Raw genomic sequence first — 25,956 nt, 5'->3', positions numbered from 1 at the left:
TTGAGGGTGAAATGGTAAAGGGATTCCGTTTTAATGCAAAGTCTACAATTGCTGGAAGCAAACGAATTTTCAACTTTTAGTAAACGAGTTAAACCTTTAGCTACTGATTTGAAGTTTTTTTATCTGAAACTAAGAGTTTGTTTCTTTTGGACAATACAATACTATTAGCCTTGTTGCTTTACTGACTCGATAAGGCTAGCTGTTTCCGAACATCCATTGACTCTACAAATTAAATTGGAATCTTACACTAAGTCCCCATTTAAAATCAAAATGGGGACTTAGTGTAGCTAACAATTATTATTTGATACATATGAATTTAGTTAAAGAACACGAACTGCTTTTACAAAGCGAGGTTCCCAGTAAGAACTGTTAATGTTTGCATAAGATACACCTTTAGATGTTGAAGCATTAAGCATTTGACCGTTACCGGCATAAATTCCTACGTGATTAATTACTCCATCATTATTGGTATCAAAAAATACTAAATCTCCTTTTTGCAGGGTGTTCGAAGATACAAGTTTCCCAACCTGGGATTGAGCCGATGAAGTTCGTGGTAAGGAAATACCTACAGCTTGGAATGCTTTCAATGTGAATGAAGAGCAATCAAATATATCTGTACGTGATGTGCTTGCACCATAAACATACCTAGCCCCTAAATATTTCGCACCAGCAGCTAATATTTTATCAGCTTGTGCTGAATTAGTTGATATGGACTCTTTTTTAGCTACAGATGATGTAGCTTTTCCAGAAAGTTTAATAGACTGACCAATATGAAGAGTATTTGCATTTGAAATGCTTGGATTTAAAGAAAGTAAAGAATTTACAGTTGTATTATGTGCTTTAGCAATTTTGTCTAGGGTGTCACCTGATTTGACTGTATAGGTTTTACTTGAACTACTTTTGCTAGCCGTTGAACTAGATGTAGAGGCTTGTCCAGATACACGGATAGATTGGCCAATACGAATACGATCTGAATTAGAAATATTAGGATTTAATTTAATTAATGCACTAAGAGATAGATTATATCTTTTAGCAATTGTAGATAAAGAATCCCCAAGTTTAACCACATATTTTTCTGTTGTATTAGTAGTGTTATTCGTATATTTGTTGAATTCATTAATCTTTAAAACTTGACCTGGAAAAATAAGATTACTAGTCAAATTGTTTTTAGATTTTAATTTTTGGACAGTCGTATTATGTGTTTTAGCAATTTTGTCTAGGGTGTCACCTGATTTGACTTTATAGGTATCACTTGAACTACCTTTGCTAGCCGTTGAACTAGATGTAGGGGCTTGTCCAGATACACGGATAGATTGGCCAATATGAATACGATCTGAATTAGAAATCTCAGGGTTTAATTTAATCAATGTACTAAGAGAAAGATTATATCTTTTAGCAATTGTAGATAAAGAATCCCCAAGTTTAACTACATATTTTTCCTTTGTATCTGTACTTTTATTATAGTTGAATTCATTAATCTTTAAAACTTGACCTGGCAAAATAAGATTACTAGTCAAATTGTTTTCAGATTTTAATTTTTGGACAGTTGTATTATGCGCTTTAGAAATTTCGTCTAGGGTGTCACCCGATTTAACTTGATAAGAACTTGCATAAGCAGAAGTGCTGGCAAATAGGGTACCTATAATAGTTCCCGCGAGAATAAAAGAGTTTTTCGAATTCTTCATATAGGAAAGTTCCTCCTGATGTGGTAAAAAAATATTTAACCTTTATATTATAGGGCTATGAAATATATAAAAACCATGACAAATAGAATAAAAAAGTGTTTCTAAGATTACAAAATAATTTCTAATGTTACAGTTTCATTGCTAGATGTCGTGTTTTAGGACAATTGGTGTGTATCAATGATAGTTATCTATAGGTTTCTTCTATTGATAATATAGTAATTTTCGGTAGAGATAGATCCTTTTGAAGGGTTTTAGAAATAAAGTTGATAATAATACCTTTTAAAAAGAGGTATAAAGCATAGAGAATATAAAATCTGAGGGGAACTAGTAAGGTGGTTTGGATGCTCAAAAAAGAGGGAGATGGAACAATGAAGAAATTACTTACTGGTTTGGTAGTATTCACAATGGTCCTGGGGATAACTTTTTCAACCACCTCTGCATCTGATGGGATTTCACTATTCGCAAAGCTGGGATAGAAACTCTATTTTGCGGAAGGACACTCATGGGGTGAAAGTCTCTTGTTATTCGAGGAAGGAAAAGATCTGCAGATTTAATCTTGCATGGACAGTCATGTTATACGCCGTAGTTATGTATTTCGTTTATGGATAAAAAGAATTTGGCGAAGAGAATTTATAGTCGCTCAGTAATGACTGCAGCAAAGGACAATCTTTCAGACACCTGGGTTACCATAGTAAAGGTAGTATGAATCATCGGTTCTCATTTTAACCACAAATTTCCTGCTTTTAAAGCAGGTAAGGAAAAAAGAAGTTGTTTAATAGTTGTTTAGTGTAAAAATACTCTGGAAATGAGATATCTCCAGAGTATTTTTTCTTTATGTAAATACTCTCGCGTTGATTTTATGTAATGCCCAGTATGAAAAGCAATCTTATTTAACAAAGATTGCTTTTCATTACTTTACTTTCTTCTCTAGATAATCTGGACAAGATTAAATGACCATTTTTTTACCAGAATTTAATTCCACTTCCTGTTGAGGTGTATTTACTTGCTTGTTTTTCTTCACCTTAAAGTGATAAACAGCATAACAACCAAGGAAGAACGATCCGCCGCAATAAAGGGCCATCCGCTGTTCAGGAACAAATGCTAGACTAATCATGACGATGCAGTTTGCTATTAAGGCAAGAATGGGAATGAATGGATATAGTGGTACTTTGAATTTTAAATTTTCTACCTTTCCACCCTTACGGATATATGATCTTCTAAAAGCAAGAAGAGAGGCCGCAATGGCAATCCAGCCAATTTGTGCTCCTAATCCTGCAAGGGAGAGAAGAAAAACAAACACTGTTTTTGCAGCTACTACACTTGAAAGTAAAGACAACCCGGCTATTGCAAGAGTGATAAGTAATGCATTTAGTGGAATTCCTCTCTTATTTACCATACCGAGCTTTGGACTTGCCATTCCTTCTCTAGAAAGCGAGTACAGCATTCGTGTCGCCGCATAAAGGCCGGAGTTTGCAACTGACAACAAAGCCGTGAGAATGATAAAGTTCATAATGTCCGCTGCATAAGGCACTCCTATGCTATCTAGTACAACAACGAATGGACTTTCAGCGATTCCTGCTTTTTCCCTTGGAATCAATGCTGAGAGTACAGAGACTGAAAGCACAAAGAAGAAAAGAGTTCGCCAAACTGTTTGTTTGATAGATTTAGGTATGACCTTTTCTGGGTTTTCACTTTCTCCTGCTGCAATTCCGATTAACTCTGTGCCCTGGAATGAAAAGTTCACTGTAATCATTGTAATAAGTAGGGCCGATATCCCATTTGGAAAGAGGCCTTCACTGAAAAAGTTGGAGAAAAACGGTGCCTCCTGTCCGCCTTTCATATCAATAATACCAAACATAGCAGCACCGCCAACTACGATAAACAGTATAATAGCCAATACTTTAATGCTTGAAAACACAAACTCCGATTCGCCAAATGCCTTTGCTGATAAAGCGTTTAGTAAAAAGATGAGAAAAGCAAAGATTGCACACCACATCCAAACGGGTGATTCAGGAAACCATCTTTGCATAAGTTGTCCCGCTGCCAAAAACTCTAAGGCAACTGTAACTGCCCACCCTAACCAGTATAGCCATCCAATGGCAAAGCCGGTTCCAGGACCAATGAATTTTGTCGCATATGTCTGAAACGAACCGGAAACAGGCATGGCAACCGATAGTTCACCGAGACAAAGCATCGTTAAATACATGATAAAACCGCCAACTATGTAAGAGAGAATAGCACCGATGGCCCCTGCTTCATGAATGGTGTAGCCTGAACCAATGAAAAAGCCTGTACCAATACATCCCCCTATTGAAATCATAAATAAATGTCTTGCTTTCATGCTCCGTTTTAATTCATTTGGTTGATTTTCTACTGTTTTCATTGAAAAACTCCTTTACCTGATGGGTGCAAACGGTTTCATTTATGTTAGGACGTTTTTAGGGAATTAATGTTTCTCCATTAACAAGTTTTATGCTTTGATTTCAATCTTAGGTGATATTATCCCTTGAATAAGAGATTGCTTCTGCATGTAGAGAAACAGGAGTTAACATAGGTACCAATGCAAAAATAATTTCGATGACGTCTCTTAAGAAAGAAAAAGAAGCCAAACGTCTGGAAACTATGGATATAAATTGATTCATGTGGCCATCCGTCAATGGGGAAGAAGCCCGCAGATGACAATATGGGCTTTTTTCAATGGACCATCTTTTTAAAAATTTGAGATTAATAAAATCGCTCTATATTTCTATCAATAACAGTTACTCAAAAAAAGTTCGACTATTTAACATCAGCCAGTAAATTAGGAGTGATAAGGTGATCGTCCGCTCCATAAAGTAATTTTTCTCCAAACAAAGAGCCCATTAATGCGACAGCAACTTCAGCTGTTTTATTATGCTCGTCCAAAATTGGATTTATCTCTACAAACTCTGCGGATGTAATGATATTGGCTTCAGCTAGCATTTCCATGGCAAGATGGCTCTCACGGTAACTAATACCTCCCATGACAGGCGTTCCTACTCCCGGTGCATCGTCTGGATCAAGACCATCAAGGTCAAGGGATAAATGAACAAGATCTGTACGTTCTTTAAGATAGGCAATCGATTCATCCATTACTCTTGTCATTCCCAATCTATCAATCTCATGCATTGTATATACTTTAATACCCTTTTCTCTAATTAACTCTTTCTCACCTTGGTCCAAGGAACGGGCACCAATAATAACAATATTCTCTGGTTTTATTTTTGGTGTATATCCACCAATGTTAGTCAGTGCAGGATGGCCAAGTCCCAAACTTACCGCTAGAGACATACCATGTATATTTCCTGAAGGAGAAGTTTCGGCTGTGTTTAAATCGCCATGCGCATCATACCAAATTACCCCTAAGTTCTCAGATTGCTGTGCTAAACCTGATAATGTTCCGATAGCTATACTATGATCTCCACCTAAAACTAAAGGAAATCGATTTAATTGAGTGACTTCAGCAACTTTTTGACTTAATTTTTCATTGCCTTCTGCTACATCCTGTAAATTCTTTAAATTAGTATCTGCATCACTTTGTGCTCTCTCTCGTATCTCTACTTTAATATCACCTTCATCATGGACAGTATAGCCAATGTTTTCAAGTCTTTCACTCAAACCTGCATATCTGATAGCACTTGGACCCATATCTACTCCTCTTCTAGTTTGACCAAGATCCATTGGAACACCAATAATTGAAATTTCTTTCTTCATGTATAATTCTCCCCCTTCAATTTTTCTTCCCTAGTATAAGGGTAAAAGGATAGATGACTCAACTCGACATTTTTTTGAATATTTATACGATTGAGAATAGAGAGAAAGGCATGGTAAAAAAATCCTATTGACAATCCGTGAATCATGCAAAACCTTTTCTAACGAGGTTATATGTTATGTTTAAATACAGTGTTTTAAATTAGTACATAATCACGATGCTTACAGAGCTGCAAACCTCATTAATGAGAGGGGGCAGTTCTTTCAAATTAGACTTCCTAGTGAAGAGATGATTGATTTCTGGAGTAATAAATACCTTGAACAAATCAATATACAAGCAGGAATTAGAGCAGTTACTAATATAAACCAAGGAAGGATTTTATATCTTCATATTGAATATATTAGGTAGACAGTTTTTTTCAGCATAAGAAAAATTTCTAATAGTATATTATTCTGATTTTTATTTCACATAGTTAAAATAATCATATTTCACTACATATATATCATCTAAAACATTGAGTGTTTTTGTATATCGATTTAGGTATTGTCTAGGAGGTATTTATGCAGAAAAGTAATAATAAACACAGTGAAACAATGAATCGTAGCGAAGCGAATGATAGTATTGAGTATCTATCGAATCGTTGGTCAAGTAAAATTAATAATTTTTTGGTACTCTGCATTTATGAACAAAACAATCAATATCATGATTTCAATAAGGTATTCAAATCATATAAGCTGGAGGGTTCGACAGGTTTTCTAACGTTTAAAGATGGATTAAATAATAAAAGCTTTGTTATTTGGGAGAATGCATATAAAGAAAATGAAGAACTGTTTGCCAAGTTGAGGCTAACGGCGAGAAACGAAACGATATCACAAATAGCTCAAAATGTTGTGTTTTACCTTTTATCTGAATATGAAAGAATTTCTTCTAAAAGTCATGCTATTTTAAAAGAAAAACAGTTAATAGAAGATTCAATATATCAAATGGAGAAAATTTTGAAAAAGGATACATTTTTGGTTGAAAAACCTGTTTGGGATGAATTCAATAGCTGGTTTAGACTTCAAATAAAAGAATGTATCCTTGAAGAAATAGCCATATCAATTGGCTTTAATGAAATGGAAAGACTTGATGTTCAAGAATTGAATAAATTATTTTATCATTTTATCACTAAAAATTTTGCTGAAAACAAAGAATTTGTTTCGAAAATAACATATATAGTAAATGGGTATACCCAAGAGTGGGTTGATAAAATTATTTTTGAATTTAATTTAGAAACCAGTACGATTGAAAAAATAGAAAATCTTCTTTGTTTTAAAAAAGATTCTTTTCAAACATCAGATTTATTATTATCCACAATAAGAGATTTTTCTTTCAACTTAACTATTCAAGACCATCTGCTTGTGATGAATAGCGCCCCGTACCAATCAGTTAGAGACGCAATCTATAAAAAAAATTTCGGAAATGATGGGGATATCCCTTGGCCTGCAACACCTATTCAAAAAGGTAATACAGAAGGTTTTATACAAATTATCCCTATAGAGAACAATCACACATCAATTATTGAGCATGCAATTGTTAAAGAAGCATGGAACCGAGTACAATTATTGTCTGATGTGGATGTGGATGTTTTTGATGCACTTTGCAGCCTTTTTTTATCCAAGGCAAGACATAATGAAGAAATAGTAGAAATCTATTTGAATGACCTACTATCAATTAGAGGGTTAAAGCCTAAACTTGGAGGAGACGGGCGTCGAGGTGGATATGAAGCAAGACAACGCGAACAAATTTTGAAATCGCTTACAAATATTCAAAGCATATGGATTAACATTAACAAAGCTGTCATCTATGAAAAAGGTAAACCTGTTCAGACAACACTCCAGGGGCGGACGTTCATTTTTAAAGATTATATGGGAGAAGAATATGGTATTTCAGAAGAAACATGTAGAAAAAAGATAACGTTTACAATTGATAAAGTGTTTGCTAAGTATCTAAATGGTTCTGCAAGGCAAGTTGCTCTTCTTTCAATTAAGGCATTGCAATATAATCCTTATAGACAAATTTGGGAGAAAAGACTTACAAGGTATTTAAGCTGGCGTTGGAGGACTCAAGCTAGAAAAGGAGACTTTTTACAGCCAAATAAAACAAGTACACTATTGGAATCAATCGGCGAAAAAATGAATAATCGCACACCTTCTCGTACTAGAGAGCGTTTTGAAAAAGCTATGGATACATTATTAGAAGATGGTGTCATCGCGTCATGGCATTATGAAAAATGGGATGAATCTATTGCGGATTATAAAGGATGGGCTAGTATTTGGTTGAATTCTATGATTTTAATTGAGCCACCGGAGATTATTAAGGACCAATATCGTTCAATTGAAAAAAAACAAAAAGTTCGAAGTGACATTCGGCATTCACAACAGGATTCTAATAGTCAAAAGAGAAGTGAAAATATTGGTGAACAAATAAGAATCACTAGAAAAATTCTTAATCTTTCTTTATATCAATTAGCAGAAGAACTAGAAATATCTGCTCCTTACGTGAGTAACATTGAGAGAGGAATCAAAAGGCCATCACATAAAATTCGAACGAAAATGATAAAATGGCTGGAAAAACAGGAACATAAAAATAAATCATAGCATTATACTAAACCTCTTCATCTATATGGAAGAGGTTTCAGTTTGTAGACAAAAGGGGTCCAGAATGTTTTAATTCTGGACCCCTTTTGAAATTCCCTTTGAATTTTGATCAAGATTAAGAGATTGGGCCTCTACGAGCCCACTTTATTAAGCCATTATTGGACCTTGCCATGTCCAATTGGCAATCTTCTTTAAATTCATGGCAGCGAATGTAAGCATCGCCTGCATCGACAATTTTTTAAGTCCCCTTAAAGTAGTCCAACGCATACCATGCTTTTCTTTTGCATCTGCGAATACACGCTCTATTGTTTCTTTGCGTTTCGCATATATAGGTTTTACATCCTTGTGGTGACGCAGATGATCTGCTTCTTCCATATAATTTTGCCAGATATGGCGTGTCACCACTTTTTGATGGTCTTTGCTTACTGTACACTGTGATAAAAATGAGCATGTCGCACAAGTGTGTTTGGGTGATTTGTACTCGCGATAGCCCTCTTTATTTGTTGTTGAGTACTTTAAAATCTCGCCCGATGGGCAGAGATAACAATTAAAATGTTCATCGTAAACATAGTCATGCTTGCGAAAGAACCCTTCTTTTGTTCGTGGACGTGTATAGGGTAAAGCTGGTGTGATTTCTTTCCCAAAAAGGTAGCTTGTAATGGCTGGTGTTTTGTAAGCTGCATCTGCGGCAACAGCTTCAGGTTTTCCAACTTTCTCAATCACTTGTTCAACAAGAGGCTCTAAGATATGACTATCATGCGTATTTCCTGGTGTTACAATCGTCCCCAGCACAAAACCGTTGCGGTCTGCAGCCGCATGAAATGAATAGGCAAACTGTTTTGTTCGTTCATCTTTTACATAGTAGCCACTCTCAGGGTCAGTTGAACTTTCTTTAATTTCTTTGGTTTCTTCTTTATCAAATTTATCCGGTGGAAAAGGCTTCTTTCCATTGTTTTCACGATCTTGATTTATTTCTTCTTGAAGGCGTCCTTGATATGCTCGTGTTTCCTTACGAACGATTTTCTTTTCGAATTTCCGCTTATTCGCACTGGCTTTCACATGTGTTGAATCAACGAATACGTGCTCTGCACTAATTAACTTTCTTTCTGAGGCTGTCATTAAGATACGATAAAAAATCTGTTCAAACAGGTCTGTATCTTTAAAGCGACGCTCATAATTTTTCCCGAACGTTGAGAAGTGAGGTACTTTATCATGGAAACCGTAACCTAAAAACCAACGGTAAGCCATATTCGTTTCAACTTCTTCAATCGTTTTACGCATCGAACGAATACCGAAGGTATATTGAATGAATGTCAATTTAACTAAAATAACTGGATCAATACTTGGGCGGCCTATCTCTGAATACATCTCTTTCACCAAGTCATAAATGAAAGTGAAGTCAATGGCCCCCTCAATTTTACGAACCAAATGGTTCGCTGGCACCAGTTGATCCAAAGTAATCATTTCAAGTTGATCTCGCTGAATAGAATTATGTTTCGAAAGCATCGTCATCACCTCAAGTTTTAATACTCCTATATTAAAACAAAAAAGACTGTAGGAAAAAGTGTTTATTTCTAATTGTTAAAACAAAGTTGATTGGAACGGAAGGTGCGAGACTCCTGCGGGAAAAGCCCCACAGGCGCAAAGGCGCCGAGGAGGCTCCCTGACCGCCCGCGGAAAGCGAGTGCCTGGAGTGGAAATCAACGTTCGAATTTTTACACCCCCTCAAAAAAACTGTAGACAAACTCGATTTTCATCGAGTTTGTCTACAGTCTGAAACCTCTTCATCTATATGGAAGAGGTTTTTTCGTTATTAAATGTGAATGTTCTTCTAGATTCATGAACTCTTGATAAGGAAAAATCCTGAATGTATTTTTCATATTTTGTTATACTTTTTAATTTTAAGAATTTCCCATATATGGTTCTCTGAAAAATAGTATGGCGCTTATCTTGTTCCAATGTCGGGGTTATCGGTGCGTAAAGTCGGGGTAATCGAGAACATTTATTTTTAATAGGATTTTCGAAAACCTTGCTGCATATAGTTTTTTGCAGCATTTTTTAATTATTAACACCCTAATGTTTAAATGAATTTAACAAATGTGATTTTTAAAGATTTTTATTGCCTTCCAGGTAAGATTACAACAAAGATATTTTCTGTATATGTGGGGGGAAGATTTTTGACAAAAGATAATAAGTTAAATAATTCTTATGAAACTCTTGAGCCATTATTTAATCCTAAATCTGTCGCAATCCTAGGTGCTTCTGAGAGTAAATACAAAATCGGATATTTACAAGTTAAAGCTCTTTTAGATGGCCAGTTTAGTGGAGAGATATATCCAATCAATCGTAAAGCAAAAGAAATCGAGGGTTTAAAATGTTACCCATCTTTATCAGATATCCCAAACGATATTGATTTAGCTATTTTTTGCCTAGGTGCTGAACAGGTACAGCAAGCTTTAGAGGACTGTGCGCAAAAGAAAGTAAAAGCAGCGATCATTTTTGCTGCAGGTTTTTCTGAAACCGGGGAAGAAGGTGTCAAACAACAGGAGACACTTACTGAACTTGCTAGAAAGAATGGCATACGGATAGTGGGACCTAACTGCGTTGGTTTAGTGAATTTGTCTAATGGTTTAATAGGTACTTTTTCACCTGCTATTCTATCTGTACCTTTAAATGATCAAAGAGGTGTGGGGTATGTTTCACAAAGTGGAGCGTTTGGTGTATTAACTTATATGGCAGCAGCGCAGAATGGGCTAAGCTTTAATTACTTCGTGAGTGTAGGAAATGAAATGGAAACTGAATTATCAGATATTATTGAATATATGATTCATGATCCAAAAACAAGTGTAATAAGTGGCTACTTAGAAGGAGCTAAAAACCCAGATAAATTAAGAAGCTTAGCTAAAGAAGCGTTGGATAGAAATAAACCAATTGTTGTCATGAAAACAGGACGAAGTATAGCCGGTAGCAGAGCTGCTGCATCTCATACAGGATCACTTGCCGGATCAGATAAGGTATATGATGCCTTTTTTAAACAATCAGGCATGGTTAGAGCCGACGATTATGAAGATATCATTTCTTTTTCTAAGCTTTTCCTTTCCAAGAAACTTCCAAATGGAAGGAATACGGTAATAATCACTAGTTCTGGTGGCAGGGGTATAAATGAAGCAGATCGTTGTGAGGCCTATGGTCTTAATATCATACCGCTAAGTTCGAAGACAACAACAGAGATTAAGCGCTTTTTACCTAACTTTGCAAGCGCTTCCAACCCTGTTGATTTAACAGCTGCTGCATCAGTTTCAAATCCAGAATTATTTATAGCTCCATTACGAGCACTTATTGAGGATCCAGATGTCGATAACATCATTTTCACAGAATTTCCGTTCAGTTGGACCGCTGAAAATCCATTATTGCAAGAGTTTATAGATATTTGTAGCCGTTCAAATAAATTTGTATTTATTACAACATTCCCGTTAGATGGTATGTCCCTTCCTCCGGGAACTCCAGAGCTTGTAAAAAATGGTATTCCAGTTATACCAGGTAATCTAAATCCGATTAGAGGATTAGCTAAATTAGTGGAGTACAGTGAATACTATCGGAAAAATCAGGAAGCAAACGTTTTCAATTCCTCAAAGAAAATAGAGAAACAAAGATTACAAAACTTGTTGGAACCCGGTACTACATTAAGTGAATCTCAAGCAAGTGATATTTTAGAACGCTATCAGATTCCGACAACAAAGCGGGTAATAGCTGAAAATGCAGAAAAAGCTTCCCAACATGCAAACAAAATCGGTTACCCGGTTGTGCTAAAGGTTGATTCTCCAGATATTCCTCATAAAACGGAGGCAGATGCCATTCGATTGAATCTAAAAAATGATCAAGAAGTAAAGAAAGCATTTAATGAGATAAAACGTAATGCACTAAATTATAAACCAGATGCAAAAATCAATGGAATTTCTGTTCAGGAAATGTTACCAGATGGCGTTGAAGTTATTGTTGGTGCGAGTAACGATCCTGTATTTGGACCAGTTATTATGTTTGGTTTAGGCGGAATATTTGTTGAGATTTACAAAGATATTTCGTTTAGAATAGCCCCTCTAACGAGAAAAGATGCGCTTGAAATGATTGAAGATATTAAAGGAAATGCAATTCTAAAAGGGGCGCGCGGAAAATCTTCAATTGATATTGAAGCCATCATTGATGTGTTATTAAAGGTTTCTGCTCTGGTTACTGATTATAAAGACTCCATCGAAGAGTTGGATATTAATCCTTTAATAGTTTACGAAAATGGGATCAAAGCGGCAGATGCCATGATTGTAGTAGGAAACAAAGTCGATGAAAAAGCAACCATTAGGGGGTAGAAAGCAAATGGATTTGGAAAATTTAAACGGTTTAACGGGATCAGAATTTATATTTGAAGTCGAAAAAAGGCATATACGTCAATTCGCAGAAGCGATAGGCGACCTTAATCCTTTATACGTGGATGAAGAGTATGCTGCAAAAACGTCATATGGCGGCATTATTGCACCACCAACCTTCCCTATAGCAATTGGACAAGATAGTGGAGAAAGCCTTGACTTGGGTCTCGATCAAAAAAGAATGCTGCATGGGGAACAGGAGTTTATTTATAATCGTCCAATTCGACCCGGGGATATCTTATATTGCCAGATGAAAGTATCTAATGTGTACGAACGTGAAGGCAGAAAAGGACCCATGCAGTTCTTGGTACTTGATACAGAAATGAAAGATGAATCTGGAGAGTTGGTTGTTATTAGCAGAACGAATATTATTTACCGTCCTTTAAGGGGCAGTCATTCGCCTGTTTGAAAACATCATCAATTATAAGTGAGAAGCAAATTAATAAGAGAGGAATAATCATCCAAGACAGAAGGATAATTTGCCACTGAAAGGAGGAATTGAAAATGTTGATTTATGAAGGTTTATATGAAGGTCAAAAGCTTATGTCCCTCATCAAGCCGGCAGTAACAAAGGTGCAACTAGTCAAATATGCAGGTGCTTCAGGAGATTTTAACCCGCTACATACAGATGATGCCTTCGCAAAGGAAATCGGAATGCAAGGTGTGATTGCTCACGGAATGCTGGTAATGGGATTTTTAGGTGAATATGTAATGAAACTAGCTGGTGATACAGCGGTGCCGTCTAACTTTAGAATGAGATTTGGCGCTGTAACTATACCAGGAGACCAAATTACTTGTTCTGCGTTTGTAAATAATGTGTATGAAGAAAAAGGTCAGCGGTTTGTCAGACTTGACCTTATTGCTGAAAAGGAACCAGAGCAGGTAGTAGGTTCAGGCCAAGTAGTTTTACAGTTTCAGTAAGTAGTTTCTAAGCAATCAAAGGGGAGGTATTTTTTATGGGAAGCATGAAAGATCGCTATGCCATAGTTGGTGTAGGAGAAAGCGAGCGTTCCAAGAATTCGGGCACAACTCCGTTACATTTGGCATTGGATGCAGCACGAGCTGCATTGAATGATGCTGGTCTTCAAGCGAAAGATATTGATGGTTTTATGAGTTATTCAGAAAATGATTCTTGTACATCACATCAGTTAGCAACATATTTAGGGGTCCGTCCGAAATATGTAAAAGATATTATGGGTGGAGGAAGCAGTACGGAAATGTTGATTGCTGATGCCGTTGGACTTATTGAAACAGGCCAATTAAATACAGTGTTGATTTATCGTTCTATGAATGGTCGTTCTGGTGTGCGCATGGGCGGAGGCGGATGGGATGTAAATATGCTTCAATCAGCCATTGAAGGTGGAAGCTTTATCATTCCTTACGGAGCTGGTAGTCCAGCTCAATGGTTCGGACTTTTTGCAACTCGTCATATGCATGAAACTGGGCTTACCCAGGAGCATCTTGGACATGTTTGCTTAAGTTTTTATGAACATGCTCAACGGAATCCTAAAGCTTACTTTTACGGAAAACCTTTAACGATGGAGGAATATCAGAAAACACCATATTTAAGTTATCCGTTTAAAAAACATGACTTCTGTCTGGAATCTGATGAAGCAAATGCGATTATTGTTACATCAGCAGACCGAGCTAAAGATTGCAAATCCAAACCAGTATACATCATGGGTTTATCAGCTAGACAGTGTGTGTCACATGCACATTATTGGAATGATTTATCTGAAGTGGCAGCAGACTATGTTGCCCCTGAAGTATATAAAATGGCTGGTGTAAAACCTGAAGATATTAATGTTGCTTCTATTTATGACTGTTATAGCTGGGTTGTCCTTCGTCAGTTAGAGGCATATGGATTTGCTCCACGAGGTGAAGTAGGGAATTTTGTAGCCGAAGGAAACTTGCGTATGGATGGAAAATTACCTTCAAATACAGCAGGAGGAATGCTGTCAGAAGGCTATACACATGGGATGAATAACGTATTGGAAATTGTTAGGCAAGTTCGGCACGAATATAAAGGATCAGATCGTCAAGTAGAAAATTGCGAAATAGGCATATGTACTGGCTGGGCTGGTCCTGATATGGCTGGAGCTATGATTCTTAGAAATTAGGAGGGGACAAAATGGAATTCCAAAAACCAATTCCGCTGAAAACACAAGATAATAGTCCGTATTGGGATGGAGCAGACCGTCATGAACTGATTCTACAAAAATGTAAAAGTTGTAATGAATATTCACATCCTCCAGGTCCGAGTTGTGCAAAATGCGGCAGTACTGAACTAAGCTGGGAAAGCCAAGGCAGTGATATAAATGGAAAAGTCTATTCGTATATTGTTTCTTATCGTCCTTTTCTTCCAGGGTTTCAAGATGATTTACCGCTCATTATTGCGATTGTTGAATTAAATAAGTTGCCACAGGTCAAATTAATCGGAAATATTCTTCAATGTTCACCTGATGATATTGAAATAGGAATGCCTGTTAAGATGGTTTGGAAAGAAATTATGGAAGACCGCTCACTTCCGCAATGGGCTCAAGTGTAGAAAAATAATTTTGTTTAGCTAAAAGGAGGAAAGAAAACTATGGATTTTTCATTTACAACAAAAGAAGAAGAATTCCGACATGAATTGAGAACCTGGCTTGAAGAAAATTTACCTGAAGGTTGGTTAGATGGAACTAGCAAAATATCTAAAAATGAAGGTGAGTATGCTATTTTTTTGAGAAACTGGCAAAGAAAATTATATGAAGGTGGTTGGGCAGCGATTGCTTGGCCTGAAAAATATGGAGGTCGAGAAGCAACGTTGATGGAGGAAATTGTTTATCAACAGGAAATGGTTCGTGTTAAGGCGCCTGCACTTGTGAATTATGTAGGCATTCATATGGTAGCACCGACTCTAATGCAAATTGGGACAGAAGAACAAAAATCAAAGTATATCCAAAAGATTCTCACAGGTGAAGAGGTATGGTGTCAAGGATATTCCGAACCAAACGCAGGATCCGATTTATCAGCTATTCAAACAAGCGCAGTGAAAGATGGAGATCGTTGGATAATAAATGGTCAAAAGGTATGGACCAGTTTTGGTCATTTAGCGGATCGATGCTTTTTACTAGCTCGAACTAATCGTTTCGATAAGAAGCATAAAGGAATAACGGTGTTTCTTTTAGATATGAATCAACCAGGAGTAGAAACTAGACCTATCATTCAAATGGATGGTCAGCATGATTTTAATGAAGTGTATTTAAATGATGCGATTGCGTATGATGCTGAAATTGTTGGTGAAGTGGATGAAGGTTGGAAGGTTACAATCGCCCTGCTTATGCACGAGAGAACAGGAATCGGCGGACAGGTTTTTACACTAGAGCAGCAGTTTAATGAGCTTGTGTCTTTGACTAAAGAGTTAAAAGAGGATGATCAGCCATTAATGGCTAACCCGCTTGTTCGTAAAGAAATGCTAGATTTATATACTCGTACCCGTGGTTCGCTATTAAATTATTATCGGAATTTAACGAAAACATTAAAAAACGGTCACCCGGGAGCGGAAGGCTCAATGGATAAATTGATGGTAAGTGAACTCACCAAAGAGCTTCTTTCTCAATCGATATCTCTACAGGGGCATCAAGGCGTTTTGTGGAAAGAAGATGCAATCACTGCCAATTCATACTGGCAAGATAATTATCTTTATTCCTTCGGCCAGACAATTGGCGGAGGAACGAGCGAAATACAAAAAAACACAATTGGAGAAAGAATTCTAGGTTTGCCGAAAGATATGGGACGTTAAGACTAAAAAGGGGTGATTAAAGATGGATTTTTCTTTAAATCAAGAGCAAGAGATGTTTCGAGGATATGTCCGAAAGTATTTAGATGATGCCGGGCAAACAAAAACGGCCCGTGAATTTATAAAAGGTGAAACAGAATCATTACAATCAATTTTAACTGGTATGGCCGAATTAGGTTGTACAAGTATTAATATTTCGGAAAATTACGGAGGAATGGGTTTAGGTCCTCTAGATTTAATACCTGTTCTTGAAGAAACTGGTCGTTCTTTATTGCCAGGCTTATATTTAGAAACGAATGCACTTGCAGTTCCATTACTAGAGAAATTCGGTACGGAAGAACAAAAAGAAAGATATTTGTCTGAAATTTCGAATGGGACAAAATTATTTTCTCTAGCTTGGTTGGAACCAGGTGGAAGTTATAACCCATCTGGTATTAATCTAGCAGTAAAAGAAGAAAATAACCATTTGGTATTAAATGGTGTGAAATCATTAGTTCCCGATGCGGAGTTAGCTGATCATTATATTGTACTAGGTCGCACCAGTACTGGTAATGGTAAAGAAGGGATTTCATTATTTATTATTGATCGAACAGCAACAAACATGACTATCCAAAGGCAAAAAAACATTGATGAAACGCGACGATTAGCAGAACTAACATTCACTAATGTTGAAATACCAATGAATCAAATACTTGGACCTCTCCATCATGGCTGGAAAACTCTTCAAGAAGGGTTACTCTCTTTCAATGCGGCTCTTTCCGCAGTAATTGTCGGTAGTATGGAGAAAGTGGTAGAGATGGCTGCAGAGTATGCAAAAATTCGGGAACAGTTTGGTCAGCCTATCGGAAGATTTCAAGCCATTAAACATAGAATAGTAGATATGAAAATGGATCTTGAGACAGCTCGGTCCTTAGCTTATTATGCAAACTGGGCTTTGGAAAGTAATGCAGAAGATCGTGTTCAGGCTATTTCTTGCGCTCGATTATTTGCAACTGACGCATTTACCCGTATTTCTTCCGATAATATTCAGATTCATGGCGGCATTGGATTTACAGAAGAAATTGATTGCCATCTTTTTGTCAAGCGTGCTAGGTTCTATGAAAATTATTTAGGCAGTACAGAGCATTATTATAATCAAGCGGCTACAGCATTAGGTTGGTCTAACAAAGATGAAGCTATTATTTCTGTTTAAAAGGCTTACTTATTTTGAAAGGGCGGAGATTTTCATTGAAAACTGCAAATGAAATAAGAGAGTTTCATAATATCATTAATGGAAACCTGATTTCTTCTTCTTCGGGAACCCGAATAGAGAGTATTGATCCTTCAACAGGAAAGGTCTGGGCTACATTTCCTTGTAGCACAAGCCAAGATGCTGAATCGGCAGTAGAAGCAGCTCGAGCAGCTTTTGAGGAGTGGTCGTCTCGACCGGCTATGGAGCGTGCTGCTTTTTTAAGACAAATAGGTGACTTAATCATTCAACATGGTGAAGAGTTAGCTGAACTAGAAACAAGAGATAATGGATGGGTAATTAAAGAAACGAGCTATGGTCTAATCCCTAGTTTAGCAAGTCTTTGGTATGATGCAGCAGGAGCAACGGCTGTTGGAAGTAAGGGGAAAACTGTTCAATTGGGTCCAACAAGCGTTGGATATACATTGAGGGAACCATTAGGGGTCGTAGTAGGTGTTCTTCCATGGAACTCCCCGCTTTTTACTTTTTCTATTAAAGCAGCTTATGCGCTTGCTGCTGGAAATACGGTGATTATCAAACCATCAGAAATGGCATCTATTGCTTCATTGCGATATGGTGAACTAATTAATAAGATCCTTCCACCTGGAATTCTAAATGTTGTATCAGGAAATGGAGTGGAAGTAGGAGATACATTAGTCAGTCATCCTGGAGTAAATAAGATTAGTCTAACTGGATCTGGAGGAACGGCTAGGGCGATTGCGCAATCAATAGCTCGGAAACCAAAGCCGATGATTTTAGAACTGGGTGGGAAGTCACCAAACATAGTCTTTGCAGATGCTGATCTTGATAAAGCTGCACAAGGAGTTACAATTTATGGAATCTTTAGTGGTAACGCAGGTCAACTCTGTGTAGGTGGATCACGGATTCTTATTCAAAGGCCGATTTTTGATGAGATGATTATCAAAATGAAAGAAGTAATAGCTCAGCAAATTCAATTAGGAGATCCAATGAATCCAAAAATCTCAATGGGACCAATTGCTAACTCCTCACAATATGACAAGGTATGCTCGTATATAGAATTAGGAAAAAAAGAGGGGGGAGAAGTTATCATAGGCGGTCGTCATGGGGGTGCCGCTCTATTACCTGACGATCCCCAATTAGCGGATGGTTATTGGGTTGAGCCTACGTTAATTAAGGTCAATAGTAATTCTCTTCGAATCTGCCAAGAGGAAATCTTTGGTCCTGTAGCAACCGTGATACCATTCGATACGGAAGAGGAAGCAATAGCCATTGCAAATGATAGTGCATTTGGTTTAGGAGCTGGCGTTTGGACATCGAATTTGGATCGAGCTCACCGGATGATTCGTCAATTAGAATCAGGAAATGTCTGGGTGAACTTGTTCCGTAGAGTTGGACCAGAGCTTCCATTTGGAGGACAAAAAGACAGTGGATTTGGAACGGATTCCATCCTTGAATATACCCGTGAGAAGACCTGTTATATTGAAATCGGATGAACCTCACATTATGTAATCTAGCTAGTAAAGAACTTGTTGTAAATAGAGAAACTGGAGGTTCAATAAATGGCACAAGGGTCTAAAGGTGTTTTTTATGGATGGTATGTTGTGTTGTGTGGCTTCTTTATTATGTTCGCCGGCTTCTCTATAATAAATTCTTTACATAGTTTATTCATGGTCCCTGTTACAGATGATTTAGGGATAAGCAGAACCGCTTTTTCAATCGCACTTTCGATTGCCGGCCTTGGAGTGGCTGTTGCTTCTCCATTCATGGGTAAACTGTTAGCAAAAGGAAATATGAAATTGATTATGTCAATTTGCGTAATTATGGCCGGAGTAGGATTTATGTCATATTCACTAGCAAACTCAGCGCTATATTTTAGCATTGTAGGATTTATGATAGGTATCTGTGTGGCAGGATTCTCCAATATCCCAATTTCAATTATGGTAACCAACTGGTTTTATGAGAAAAAAGGAAAAGCAATGGGTTTAGCCTTTGCGGGTTCAGGTATTGGAGCTGCAGTGTTAGGTCCAATTTTAACTACATTAATCTCAAATTACGGTTGGAGAACAGCCTACGTTATTGCTGGTGCACTTATCATTGTTTTAACGTTGCCTTTAGTACTACTATTTGCCAAGAAAAGTCCTGCAGAAAAAGGACTAGTTCCACTGGGAGCAGACAAGATGGAATCTGCGGAGAATTTAGAGTCTGAACAGAGTGGCCTAACCATGGGAGAAGCAAAGAAGACAGCTATGTTTTGGATTTTTGTCCTAGGAATCGTTTGCTTTGCATTAGTTGCAGGCGGCGTTCAAATGCATATTCCAGCCTATCTAATGGATATCGGACATCCAGCCATCTTTGCCGGCACAATTTTTGGTATTCTTTCCCTTGCAAATACGGTAGGGAAGTTGATTTTAGGTGCAGTATTTGATAAGTTCGGTACTGCAGGTGGTGCAATTTATGTTGGATTTTGTATGACGACTGCTATGGTAGCGCTTCTGTTAGCTAAGACACAAGCATTCGCTTTCTTATTTGCAATTGCATTTGGCTTTAGTATTGTCATTTCCACATTAGGTCCGCCTTTTATGACTAATGATATCTTTGGAAAGAAAGATTTTGGATCTATTTTTGGTATAGTGCAAGTTTTCTTTGTAGCGGCAGGTTCCTTTGGGGTAATAGTTTCTGGTTTAATCTATGATGTGACTCAAAGCTACCGTGTAGCTTGGATTTTCTTCCTTTGTTTATTCATCTTCAGTATGGTCTGTGTGTTAGTAGCAAACAGTATGAAAAAAACAACGAAAGAAAAATTCAAAAACACTTCCAATCAAAAAATTATATAAAGTTGTTGAATCATGTTAATAGATCCTAAGAAATATCACTGCTACGACATTTCAACTTAAAATGTACCATTCCTATTAAATGAATGTTTTCTAAAAAAAGACACTAACTTTACGAGTAGTGTCTTTTTTCTTATCCATAACCAAGGTGAGTTATTCTCTATTTTGTCAATTAGTAATCAAATTCATCATTTATGAGAATATCCAAGAAATATTAAGAATATTCATGTGTCTGTTTAGGATTATTTGTGAAGGGGATTTTTGTCCCTTAATATCGGATCCAATTACAGGGCATGGATCCAGAGAGTATCACAGTGGCAGGTGACAGCGATTACCTTGATGTCCAAAGAGCGTGGAGGTCCGATTATCCGCCAACAATTCTGAAAAAAGTATCAGGTCGTTCGTCCTTATCATCAAACTTTTAGGTGGAAGTAGTAAAAGAGAATCTGTATGGGAAATACATACACAAATCTTTATCGAACATGGATTTGTGAACAATACCATAAGTATGCCGGGCTGCTTTTTCTATGTAAAGGTTGATTATCCTTGTAACGATGGATTATACCTCCTAATTTATTTTAGTATAGCTAAAGACTAAGGCTGAATAGGCATATCGAACACAAAAATCGTCATCGCAGTATCAATATCTATATTAATATCCGTAATCGAACTCAAAATATGTTGATTGTTGGAAAACAGGAGGGTTGAATAACTTAAAGCGATGGGAGAATTAGACGTTAAAAAGCTGACATTTTATAAGTTGGCATAAGAATACGAAAGAGATGTAAAAAGGATGATTATATATAGAAGAAACTCGTCTAAAAAGAGCATCTGCTAAGGAAAAGGCAGATGCTCTTTCAAGAAAAGGGGACTAATTTTTTGTGGATATGACATTCACAACGAAATAATCATCCTTAAGTAACGAAATGGAGTATTTCTAAGGTGAGAATATGATTTCATCACGAAAAATTCTTTACTATTTCATGAATTTTTTCAGGTTTCAAAAATGATGATATAGATTCTTCAGTTTGAATGGTAAGAGCAGCACCAGCAAGACCTAGTTTGCAAGCACTAAATAGCGATTCTTCGTTCAGGATTCCGTAGATTGCACATGAAGAAAATGCTTCACCAGCCCCTGTGACATCAACTACGTCAGTTTTGAAAGGAGGCAAGTGTCCAGATTCCTCTGTAGAAAAATAATAAACCCCCTGATCACCAAGTGTGATAATAACTTTTTGAACGCCACGCTGTCTAATTTTTTCACAGGCTAATTGGCAATCCTTGATTGATTCGATTTTTATTTCAGCAAGTATCTCTGCTTCTTCTCGGTTAGGCATCAGCAGTTCTACACCGTCAAGACGAAATGGAAGTTTTCGTGCTTTGGCTGTAGATACAGGGTCAATGTACATAGGAATGTTTTCATCACGGCAGCGGTTAATTAAATAACTGAGACATTCCTTAGGAATATTCGTATCCAAAAAAACAGCTTGGGAGGAAATGATATAGGACCATTTTTCCTCAAACATAGATGTTGTTATTTTTTCGTATATATTCATATCAGCCATGGAGACAATGCTTTCACCATTAATATCTAATAAGGTGGTAAAAGTCCCTGTTCGCTCTGTTGGTAAAACCCATACTTGACTAACATCCACTCCTTGTCTTTTCGTTTCATTCAGTATCCAGTTACCTTCTTTGTCGTCCCCTACACAAGCCATTAGAGTAGTGCTACAGCCGAGTCGACTTAAATTTTCGGCAAAGTTGCGTGCTATACCGCCACAAGCTTCAGTAATTTTTACTGGATTAGATGAATATAAACGCACCTCCTGATTTGATCGGGCTTTCCGGTCTGTGTTTGCCCCTCCAATACAGACAATCGATGATTCTTCTCGGAGAATATAGGCGCGTCCTTTTATTTCACCACGTTTCGTCAAGTTAGCAATATAATTGGCAACTGCAGGTCGTGATAAACCAACTTTACTTGCTAATTCTTGCTGTGATATGAAAGGATTTATTTTTATGTAATCTAAAATTTGTTTCTCTTTATCCATGAAGTAGCCTCACTTCTCATTAAACGATAGTTTATTATATAAACAAAAGTTTGTAAACGTTTAAATAGATTAATCATAATAACTTTAACTTCTGTTTGTTTACAAGATAGCCGAAATTTCTTAGTATACAAAATACCCTTTTTTTCGAACCCAAGTAAAACAATAGGATTAATTCATTTTTTTGAAAGATATTAAAATTTTTTAGTATTCTCATTTCTAGCGACAAATAAATTATACGCTATCTAAATATTACAGACAAATGATTGGCCAATCAATAATAAACAAAAAATAGATTGTAAAAATGTTTATCTTTGATTTATATTGAAGATTATGATTTTTTGTTGGATTTTCAAAAATCATATTTAAAACTCAATGAATATTAAAAAATGATAGGAGGAATTAGAATAATGAAGATTTATCTGTACCCCTTGTTGGTAGTAATAGCAGCTAGTAGTTATGGTTTAGTTTCAACTATCATAAAACTAGCAATGCGTAGTGGTTTTTCGGCATCTGAAGCTGTTACAAGTCAATTTTTTTTCGGTTTTTGTATTGCAGTGTGTATTTTCATTCTTACAAACCGAACAAAATTTAGCTTTAATGGAGTTAAAATTCTTATCTTAGCTGGAGTATTTACAGGGTTGACAAATATTTTTTATGGTCTTTCTTTGAACTATTTACCTGCATCCTTGGCCGTTGTACTATTGTTTCAATTTACATGGATAGGCATGTTGATTTCTTGTATAACAAAACGAAAATTTCCCAGTCGAATTGAATTGATATCTCTAATAATATTGGTTGCAGGGACCATACCAGCTGCGGGTTTGATAGATGTTGATTTATCTCAAATACCTTTTCAAGGTTGGTTATGGGGTTTTGCAGCTGCTCTTTGTTATTCCCTATTTTTATTTGTAAACGGTAGAGCAACTACAAATATGAATACCACTAATCGCTTAGTATTGGTTTCATTCTTTGCTTTTATGATGTCGGTTGTTTTTCAGTCTCCAGAAGTTATTTGGAATGGAACCTTGTTTAGCGAAGGACTTTGGATTTATGGTTTGATATTGGGGTTATTTGGGATGATTATTCCGGTTTTCTTATTCACTATTGCAGTTCCTAAAGTTGGATTGAGTATGTCATCAATATTGGGTGCTATTGAATTGCCAATCGCAGTGATGGTGTCAGTCATATTGTTAAGTGAAAATGTTACTTCACTGCAAATAGTAGGTATTGTAACCATTCTTCTAGGCATGAGCTTACCAACAATGCTTAATAGAAATATATTGTTAATTAAAAAGAAAGTAGTACAACATTAGGCGCAAAATAAAATTTTCAATAAAATAACATGGTGTCATTTGTAATTGAATAATTATTTAAAATATTATTGACAATTAAAAATGTAAGCGTATACTAAACGTATGTTCATAGAATAAACAATTGTTTAAAGAAGTGAGGTGTAAAAATGGCTAATGATATTAATGAAAAAGAAGAGTTGATATTAGATATGATTCGAGAAAATCCCTTTATTTCTCAACAGGAGTTATCGGAAATTGTGGGTATATCAAAGTCGTCTATTGCTAATATTATTTCTGGATTAATCAAGAAAGAGTATGTCTTTGGCAAGGCTTATGTTTTAAATGAAATAGCTCCTATTGTTTGCATAGGAGGTGCTAACGTAGATAAGAAATTTTATACAAAATATAAAATTACTAATGAAACATCTAATCCAGTAAGATCTTCTAGATCGGTTGGAGGAGTAGCAAGAAATATTGCTGAAAATTTAGGTAGATTAGGTGAGGATGTTACATTAATTTCAGCAAGTGGTCTCGATTCAGAGTGGAAAGAGATTTATGATTTATCGTCACCTTTTATGAATTTAGAACATGTCTCTCAAAATGAAAATTTGACAACAGGATCTTATACAGCAGTTTTAGATATGAATGGGGATTTATCAATTGCATTAGCAGACATGGACGTTTTTGAGAATATTACACCTGAGTTGTTGATTAAAAACAGTAATATTCTTAGAAGAGCCAAATGTATCGTAGTGGATTTAAATTGTCCAAGTGAAACAATTGATTTTCTTTGTTTTTTCACATCTAAACATAATATTCCATTAGTCATTATTCCTGTTTCGTCTCCCAAAATGAATAGACTTCCAAAAACCTTGAATGCAGTGAGTTGGCTCATCGTAAATAAAGATGAAACAGAAACTTTTATGAATATTAAAATCAATGATGAAGAAGATTGGGGAAATTCAGTTAAAGAGTGGTTAGATTTAGGAGTCAAAAATGTTATTGTAACGAATGGTTCAAAAGGTGTAATGACAGGTAGTGAAAATGGTGAGATTCATTATTTTCCTGCCATAGAAACACCAATTGTTGTTGATGTTACAGGTGCTGGAGATTCATTTTGTTCAGGCGTTATTTATTCCTGGTTACAAAAAAAGAAATTGATTACATAATAAAAGCTGGCTTGGTCAATTCCCATAAAACAATTATGTCGAAGTATACAGTTAGACAAGAATTATCAAAAAAACAATTAATGTTAGATATGGAGGCAATTTAAATGAAAAAATATATTGAATTATCTGCAGAGGTACAACAAGCAAAAGAGGAAGGAAAAGCAATCGTTGCATTAGAATCTACTATTATTTCACATGGTATGCCTTATCCTCAAAATGTCAAAATGGCTCGTGAAGTTGAACAAATTGTTCGTGATAACGGTGCTGTTCCAGCAACAATTGCTATCATTGATGGAAAAATTAAAATTGGTTTAACAGAAGATGAATTAGAATTATTTGGTAAAAGTTCAGATGTTGCTAAAGTATCAAGACGTGATTTAGCTCAAATTATTGCTACAAAACAACTAGGAGCAACGACTGTTGCTACAACGATGATTTGCGCTGATTTGGCAGAAATCAAAATCTTTGTAACAGGTGGTATTGGTGGGGTTCATAAAGGTGCAGAAACTACTATGGATATCTCAGCTGACCTTGAAGAATTAGCCCAAACTAATGTAGCGGTAATTTGTGCTGGTGCTAAATCAATCCTAGATTTATCGCTTACACTAGAATACCTTGAAACAAAAGGGGTGCCTGTAATTGGATATGAAACGGAGTGCCTACCAGCATTCTACACAAGAAATAGTGAATATCTATTAAACTTCTCCACTGATTCAATCGATGAAATTGCTGAAACATTAAAAACGAAATGGGAATTAAATCTTAATGGTGGAGCAGTTATCGCTAATCCTATTCCTGAAAGATTTGCTATGGATGAAGATTATATCAATGAAATTATCAGTCAAGCAATTAAGCAAGCAGAAGAAAATCATATTATTGGTAAGGATAGTACACCATTCCTGCTCGGAAAAATAAAAGAATTAACCGGCGGTAAAAGCCTTGATGCCAATATAGAATTAGTAAAACATAATGCTAAAGTAGGAGCCGAAATAGCAGTTAGTTTCAACAACAAAACTAAACTAATACTAAACTGAGTTCGTAATTAGCATAAACTCAACTTCTATAAAGTTAAATGTCTCAGATTATTGTTAACAACTAGACTTTATAGAAGTTGTTTTTTATAACAAATGTAAACGTTTCCATTTAAAAG

At 36.2% G+C, this 25,956-nt stretch carries 18 protein-coding genes and 1 pseudogene; 14 read left to right on the top strand and 5 right to left on the bottom strand.

Annotation, left to right across the window (positions count from 1 at the left end; all coding sequences use genetic code 11):
* Positions 1-320: 320 nt before the first annotated feature.
* Positions 321-1,685, bottom strand: coding sequence for a C40 family peptidase (locus JFV29_RS15600; protein WP_201185079.1), 1,365 nt, complete (start codon positions 1,683-1,685; stop codon positions 321-323).
* A gap of 341 nt (positions 1,686-2,026) precedes the next feature.
* On the opposite strand from JFV29_RS15600, the gene JFV29_RS31160 reads away from it, so the two are divergent.
* Positions 2,027-2,161 (top strand): hypothetical protein, encoded by a 135-nt coding sequence (locus JFV29_RS31160; RefSeq protein ID WP_274606979.1) that lies wholly within the window; start codon positions 2,027-2,029, stop codon positions 2,159-2,161.
* A 470-nt stretch (positions 2,162-2,631) separates the two neighbouring features.
* Here JFV29_RS31160 and JFV29_RS15595 read toward each other — a convergent pair whose 3' ends face one another.
* Both JFV29_RS15595 and rocF read right to left on the bottom strand, forming a co-directional pair.
* Positions 2,632-4,068, bottom strand: coding sequence for an amino acid permease (locus JFV29_RS15595; RefSeq protein ID WP_201185077.1), 1,437 nt, complete (start codon positions 4,066-4,068; stop codon positions 2,632-2,634).
* 395 nt (positions 4,069-4,463) lie between these two features.
* Positions 4,464-5,417, bottom strand: coding sequence for an arginase (gene rocF / locus JFV29_RS15590; RefSeq protein ID WP_201185076.1), 954 nt, complete (start codon positions 5,415-5,417; stop codon positions 4,464-4,466).
* A gap of 558 nt (positions 5,418-5,975) precedes the next feature.
* On the opposite strand from rocF, the gene JFV29_RS15585 reads away from it, so the two are divergent.
* Positions 5,976-8,054: a helix-turn-helix domain-containing protein gene (locus JFV29_RS15585; protein ID WP_201185075.1), complete on the top strand. Its 2,079-nt coding sequence runs from the start codon at positions 5,976-5,978 to the stop codon at positions 8,052-8,054.
* Between the two features lie 147 nt (positions 8,055-8,201).
* Here JFV29_RS15585 and JFV29_RS15580 read toward each other — a convergent pair whose 3' ends face one another.
* The gene (locus tag JFV29_RS15580) at positions 8,202-9,560 is read right to left on the bottom strand and encodes an IS1182 family transposase (RefSeq protein ID WP_201185073.1); all 1,359 of its coding nucleotides are present in this window, start codon (positions 9,558-9,560) and stop codon (positions 8,202-8,204) included.
* A 671-nt stretch (positions 9,561-10,231) separates the two neighbouring features.
* Between JFV29_RS15580 and JFV29_RS15575 the strand changes: the two genes are divergently transcribed.
* The 9 genes from JFV29_RS15575 (at position 10,232) to JFV29_RS15535 (ending at position 20,297) form a co-directional block, all read left to right on the top strand.
* Positions 10,232-12,415, top strand: coding sequence for an acetate--CoA ligase family protein (locus JFV29_RS15575; protein WP_242486898.1), 2,184 nt, complete (start codon positions 10,232-10,234; stop codon positions 12,413-12,415).
* A gap of 7 nt (positions 12,416-12,422) precedes the next feature.
* Positions 12,423-12,881 carry a MaoC family dehydratase N-terminal domain-containing protein gene (locus JFV29_RS15570; protein ID WP_201185071.1) on the top strand — a complete coding sequence of 153 codons (459 nt, stop codon included), beginning with the start codon at positions 12,423-12,425 and terminating at the stop codon, positions 12,879-12,881.
* Between the two features lie 95 nt (positions 12,882-12,976).
* Entirely contained in the window at positions 12,977-13,393 is a 417-nt protein-coding gene (locus tag JFV29_RS15565) for a MaoC/PaaZ C-terminal domain-containing protein (RefSeq protein ID WP_201185069.1), read from the top strand.
* Positions 13,394-13,428: 35 nt separating this feature from the next.
* A complete protein-coding gene (locus JFV29_RS15560) occupies positions 13,429-14,592 on the top strand; it encodes a thiolase C-terminal domain-containing protein (protein WP_201185064.1) in 1,164 nt (387 codons plus the stop codon).
* Between the two features lie 11 nt (positions 14,593-14,603).
* Positions 14,604-15,020, top strand: a complete 417-nt coding sequence (locus JFV29_RS15555) for a Zn-ribbon domain-containing OB-fold protein (RefSeq protein WP_201185063.1) — start codon at positions 14,604-14,606, stop codon at positions 15,018-15,020.
* A gap of 39 nt (positions 15,021-15,059) precedes the next feature.
* Positions 15,060-16,256, top strand: coding sequence for an acyl-CoA dehydrogenase family protein (locus JFV29_RS15550; protein WP_201185060.1), 1,197 nt, complete (start codon positions 15,060-15,062; stop codon positions 16,254-16,256).
* A gap of 22 nt (positions 16,257-16,278) precedes the next feature.
* Positions 16,279-17,445 (top strand): acyl-CoA dehydrogenase family protein, encoded by a 1,167-nt coding sequence (locus JFV29_RS15545; protein ID WP_201185057.1) that lies wholly within the window; start codon positions 16,279-16,281, stop codon positions 17,443-17,445.
* Positions 17,446-17,480: 35 nt separating this feature from the next.
* Positions 17,481-18,956: an aldehyde dehydrogenase family protein gene (locus JFV29_RS15540; RefSeq protein WP_201185055.1), complete on the top strand. Its 1,476-nt coding sequence runs from the start codon at positions 17,481-17,483 to the stop codon at positions 18,954-18,956.
* Positions 18,957-19,022: 66 nt separating this feature from the next.
* Entirely contained in the window at positions 19,023-20,297 is a 1,275-nt protein-coding gene (locus tag JFV29_RS15535) for an MFS transporter (RefSeq protein ID WP_201185054.1), read from the top strand.
* 956 nt (positions 20,298-21,253) lie between these two features.
* On the opposite strand, the gene JFV29_RS15530 is transcribed toward JFV29_RS15535, so the two are convergent.
* A complete protein-coding gene (locus JFV29_RS15530) occupies positions 21,254-22,345 on the bottom strand; it encodes a carbohydrate kinase (protein ID WP_201185052.1) in 1,092 nt (363 codons plus the stop codon).
* 413 nt (positions 22,346-22,758) lie between these two features.
* On the opposite strand from JFV29_RS15530, the gene JFV29_RS15525 reads away from it, so the two are divergent.
* The 3 genes and pseudogenes from JFV29_RS15525 (at position 22,759) to JFV29_RS15515 (ending at position 25,840) form a co-directional block, all read left to right on the top strand.
* The gene (locus JFV29_RS15525; RefSeq protein ID WP_201187874.1) at positions 22,759-23,658 is read left to right on the top strand and encodes an EamA family transporter; all 900 of its coding nucleotides are present in this window, start codon (positions 22,759-22,761) and stop codon (positions 23,656-23,658) included.
* Between the two features lie 158 nt (positions 23,659-23,816).
* Positions 23,817-24,910, top strand: a pseudogene (locus JFV29_RS15520) (carbohydrate kinase).
* Entirely contained in the window at positions 24,911-25,840 is a 930-nt protein-coding gene (locus tag JFV29_RS15515) for a pseudouridine-5'-phosphate glycosidase (RefSeq protein ID WP_201185049.1), read from the top strand.
* Positions 25,841-25,956 lie beyond the last annotated feature (116 nt).

This window comes from Peribacillus sp. TH16 (assembly GCF_016651095.1).
GTDB lineage: Bacteria > Bacillota > Bacilli > Bacillales > DSM-1321 > Peribacillus > Peribacillus butanolivorans.
The sequence above is the reverse complement of the archived record's forward strand: the minus strand, read 5'-3'. Positions and strand labels throughout refer to the sequence as shown.

Bases quoted from the DNA above. Each gene is read 5' to 3' on its own strand.
- rocF (WP_201185076.1), bottom strand. From the start codon at position 5,417: ATGAAGAAAGAAATTTCAATTATTGGTGTTCCAATGGATCTTGGTCAA.
- JFV29_RS31160 (WP_274606979.1), top strand. From the start codon at position 2,027: ATGCTCAAAAAAGAGGGAGATGGAACAATGAAGAAATTACTTACTGGT.
- JFV29_RS15515 (WP_201185049.1), top strand. From the start codon at position 24,911: ATGAAAAAATATATTGAATTATCTGCAGAGGTACAACAAGCAAAAGAG.
- JFV29_RS15545 (WP_201185057.1), top strand. From the start codon at position 16,279: ATGGATTTTTCTTTAAATCAAGAGCAAGAGATGTTTCGAGGATATGTC.
- JFV29_RS15530 (WP_201185052.1), bottom strand. From the start codon at position 22,345: ATGGATAAAGAGAAACAAATTTTAGATTACATAAAAATAAATCCTTTC.
- JFV29_RS15580 (WP_201185073.1), bottom strand. From the start codon at position 9,560: ATGCTTTCGAAACATAATTCTATTCAGCGAGATCAACTTGAAATGATT.
- JFV29_RS15565 (WP_201185069.1), top strand. From the start codon at position 12,977: ATGTTGATTTATGAAGGTTTATATGAAGGTCAAAAGCTTATGTCCCTC.
- JFV29_RS15585 (WP_201185075.1), top strand. From the start codon at position 5,976: ATGCAGAAAAGTAATAATAAACACAGTGAAACAATGAATCGTAGCGAA.
- JFV29_RS15600 (WP_201185079.1), bottom strand. From the start codon at position 1,685: ATGAAGAATTCGAAAAACTCTTTTATTCTCGCGGGAACTATTATAGGT.
- JFV29_RS15560 (WP_201185064.1), top strand. From the start codon at position 13,429: ATGGGAAGCATGAAAGATCGCTATGCCATAGTTGGTGTAGGAGAAAGC.
- JFV29_RS15570 (WP_201185071.1), top strand. From the start codon at position 12,423: ATGGATTTGGAAAATTTAAACGGTTTAACGGGATCAGAATTTATATTT.
- JFV29_RS15535 (WP_201185054.1), top strand. From the start codon at position 19,023: ATGGCACAAGGGTCTAAAGGTGTTTTTTATGGATGGTATGTTGTGTTG.
- JFV29_RS15550 (WP_201185060.1), top strand. From the start codon at position 15,060: ATGGATTTTTCATTTACAACAAAAGAAGAAGAATTCCGACATGAATTG.
- JFV29_RS15555 (WP_201185063.1), top strand. From the start codon at position 14,604: ATGGAATTCCAAAAACCAATTCCGCTGAAAACACAAGATAATAGTCCG.
- JFV29_RS15595 (WP_201185077.1), bottom strand. From the start codon at position 4,068: ATGAAAACAGTAGAAAATCAACCAAATGAATTAAAACGGAGCATGAAA.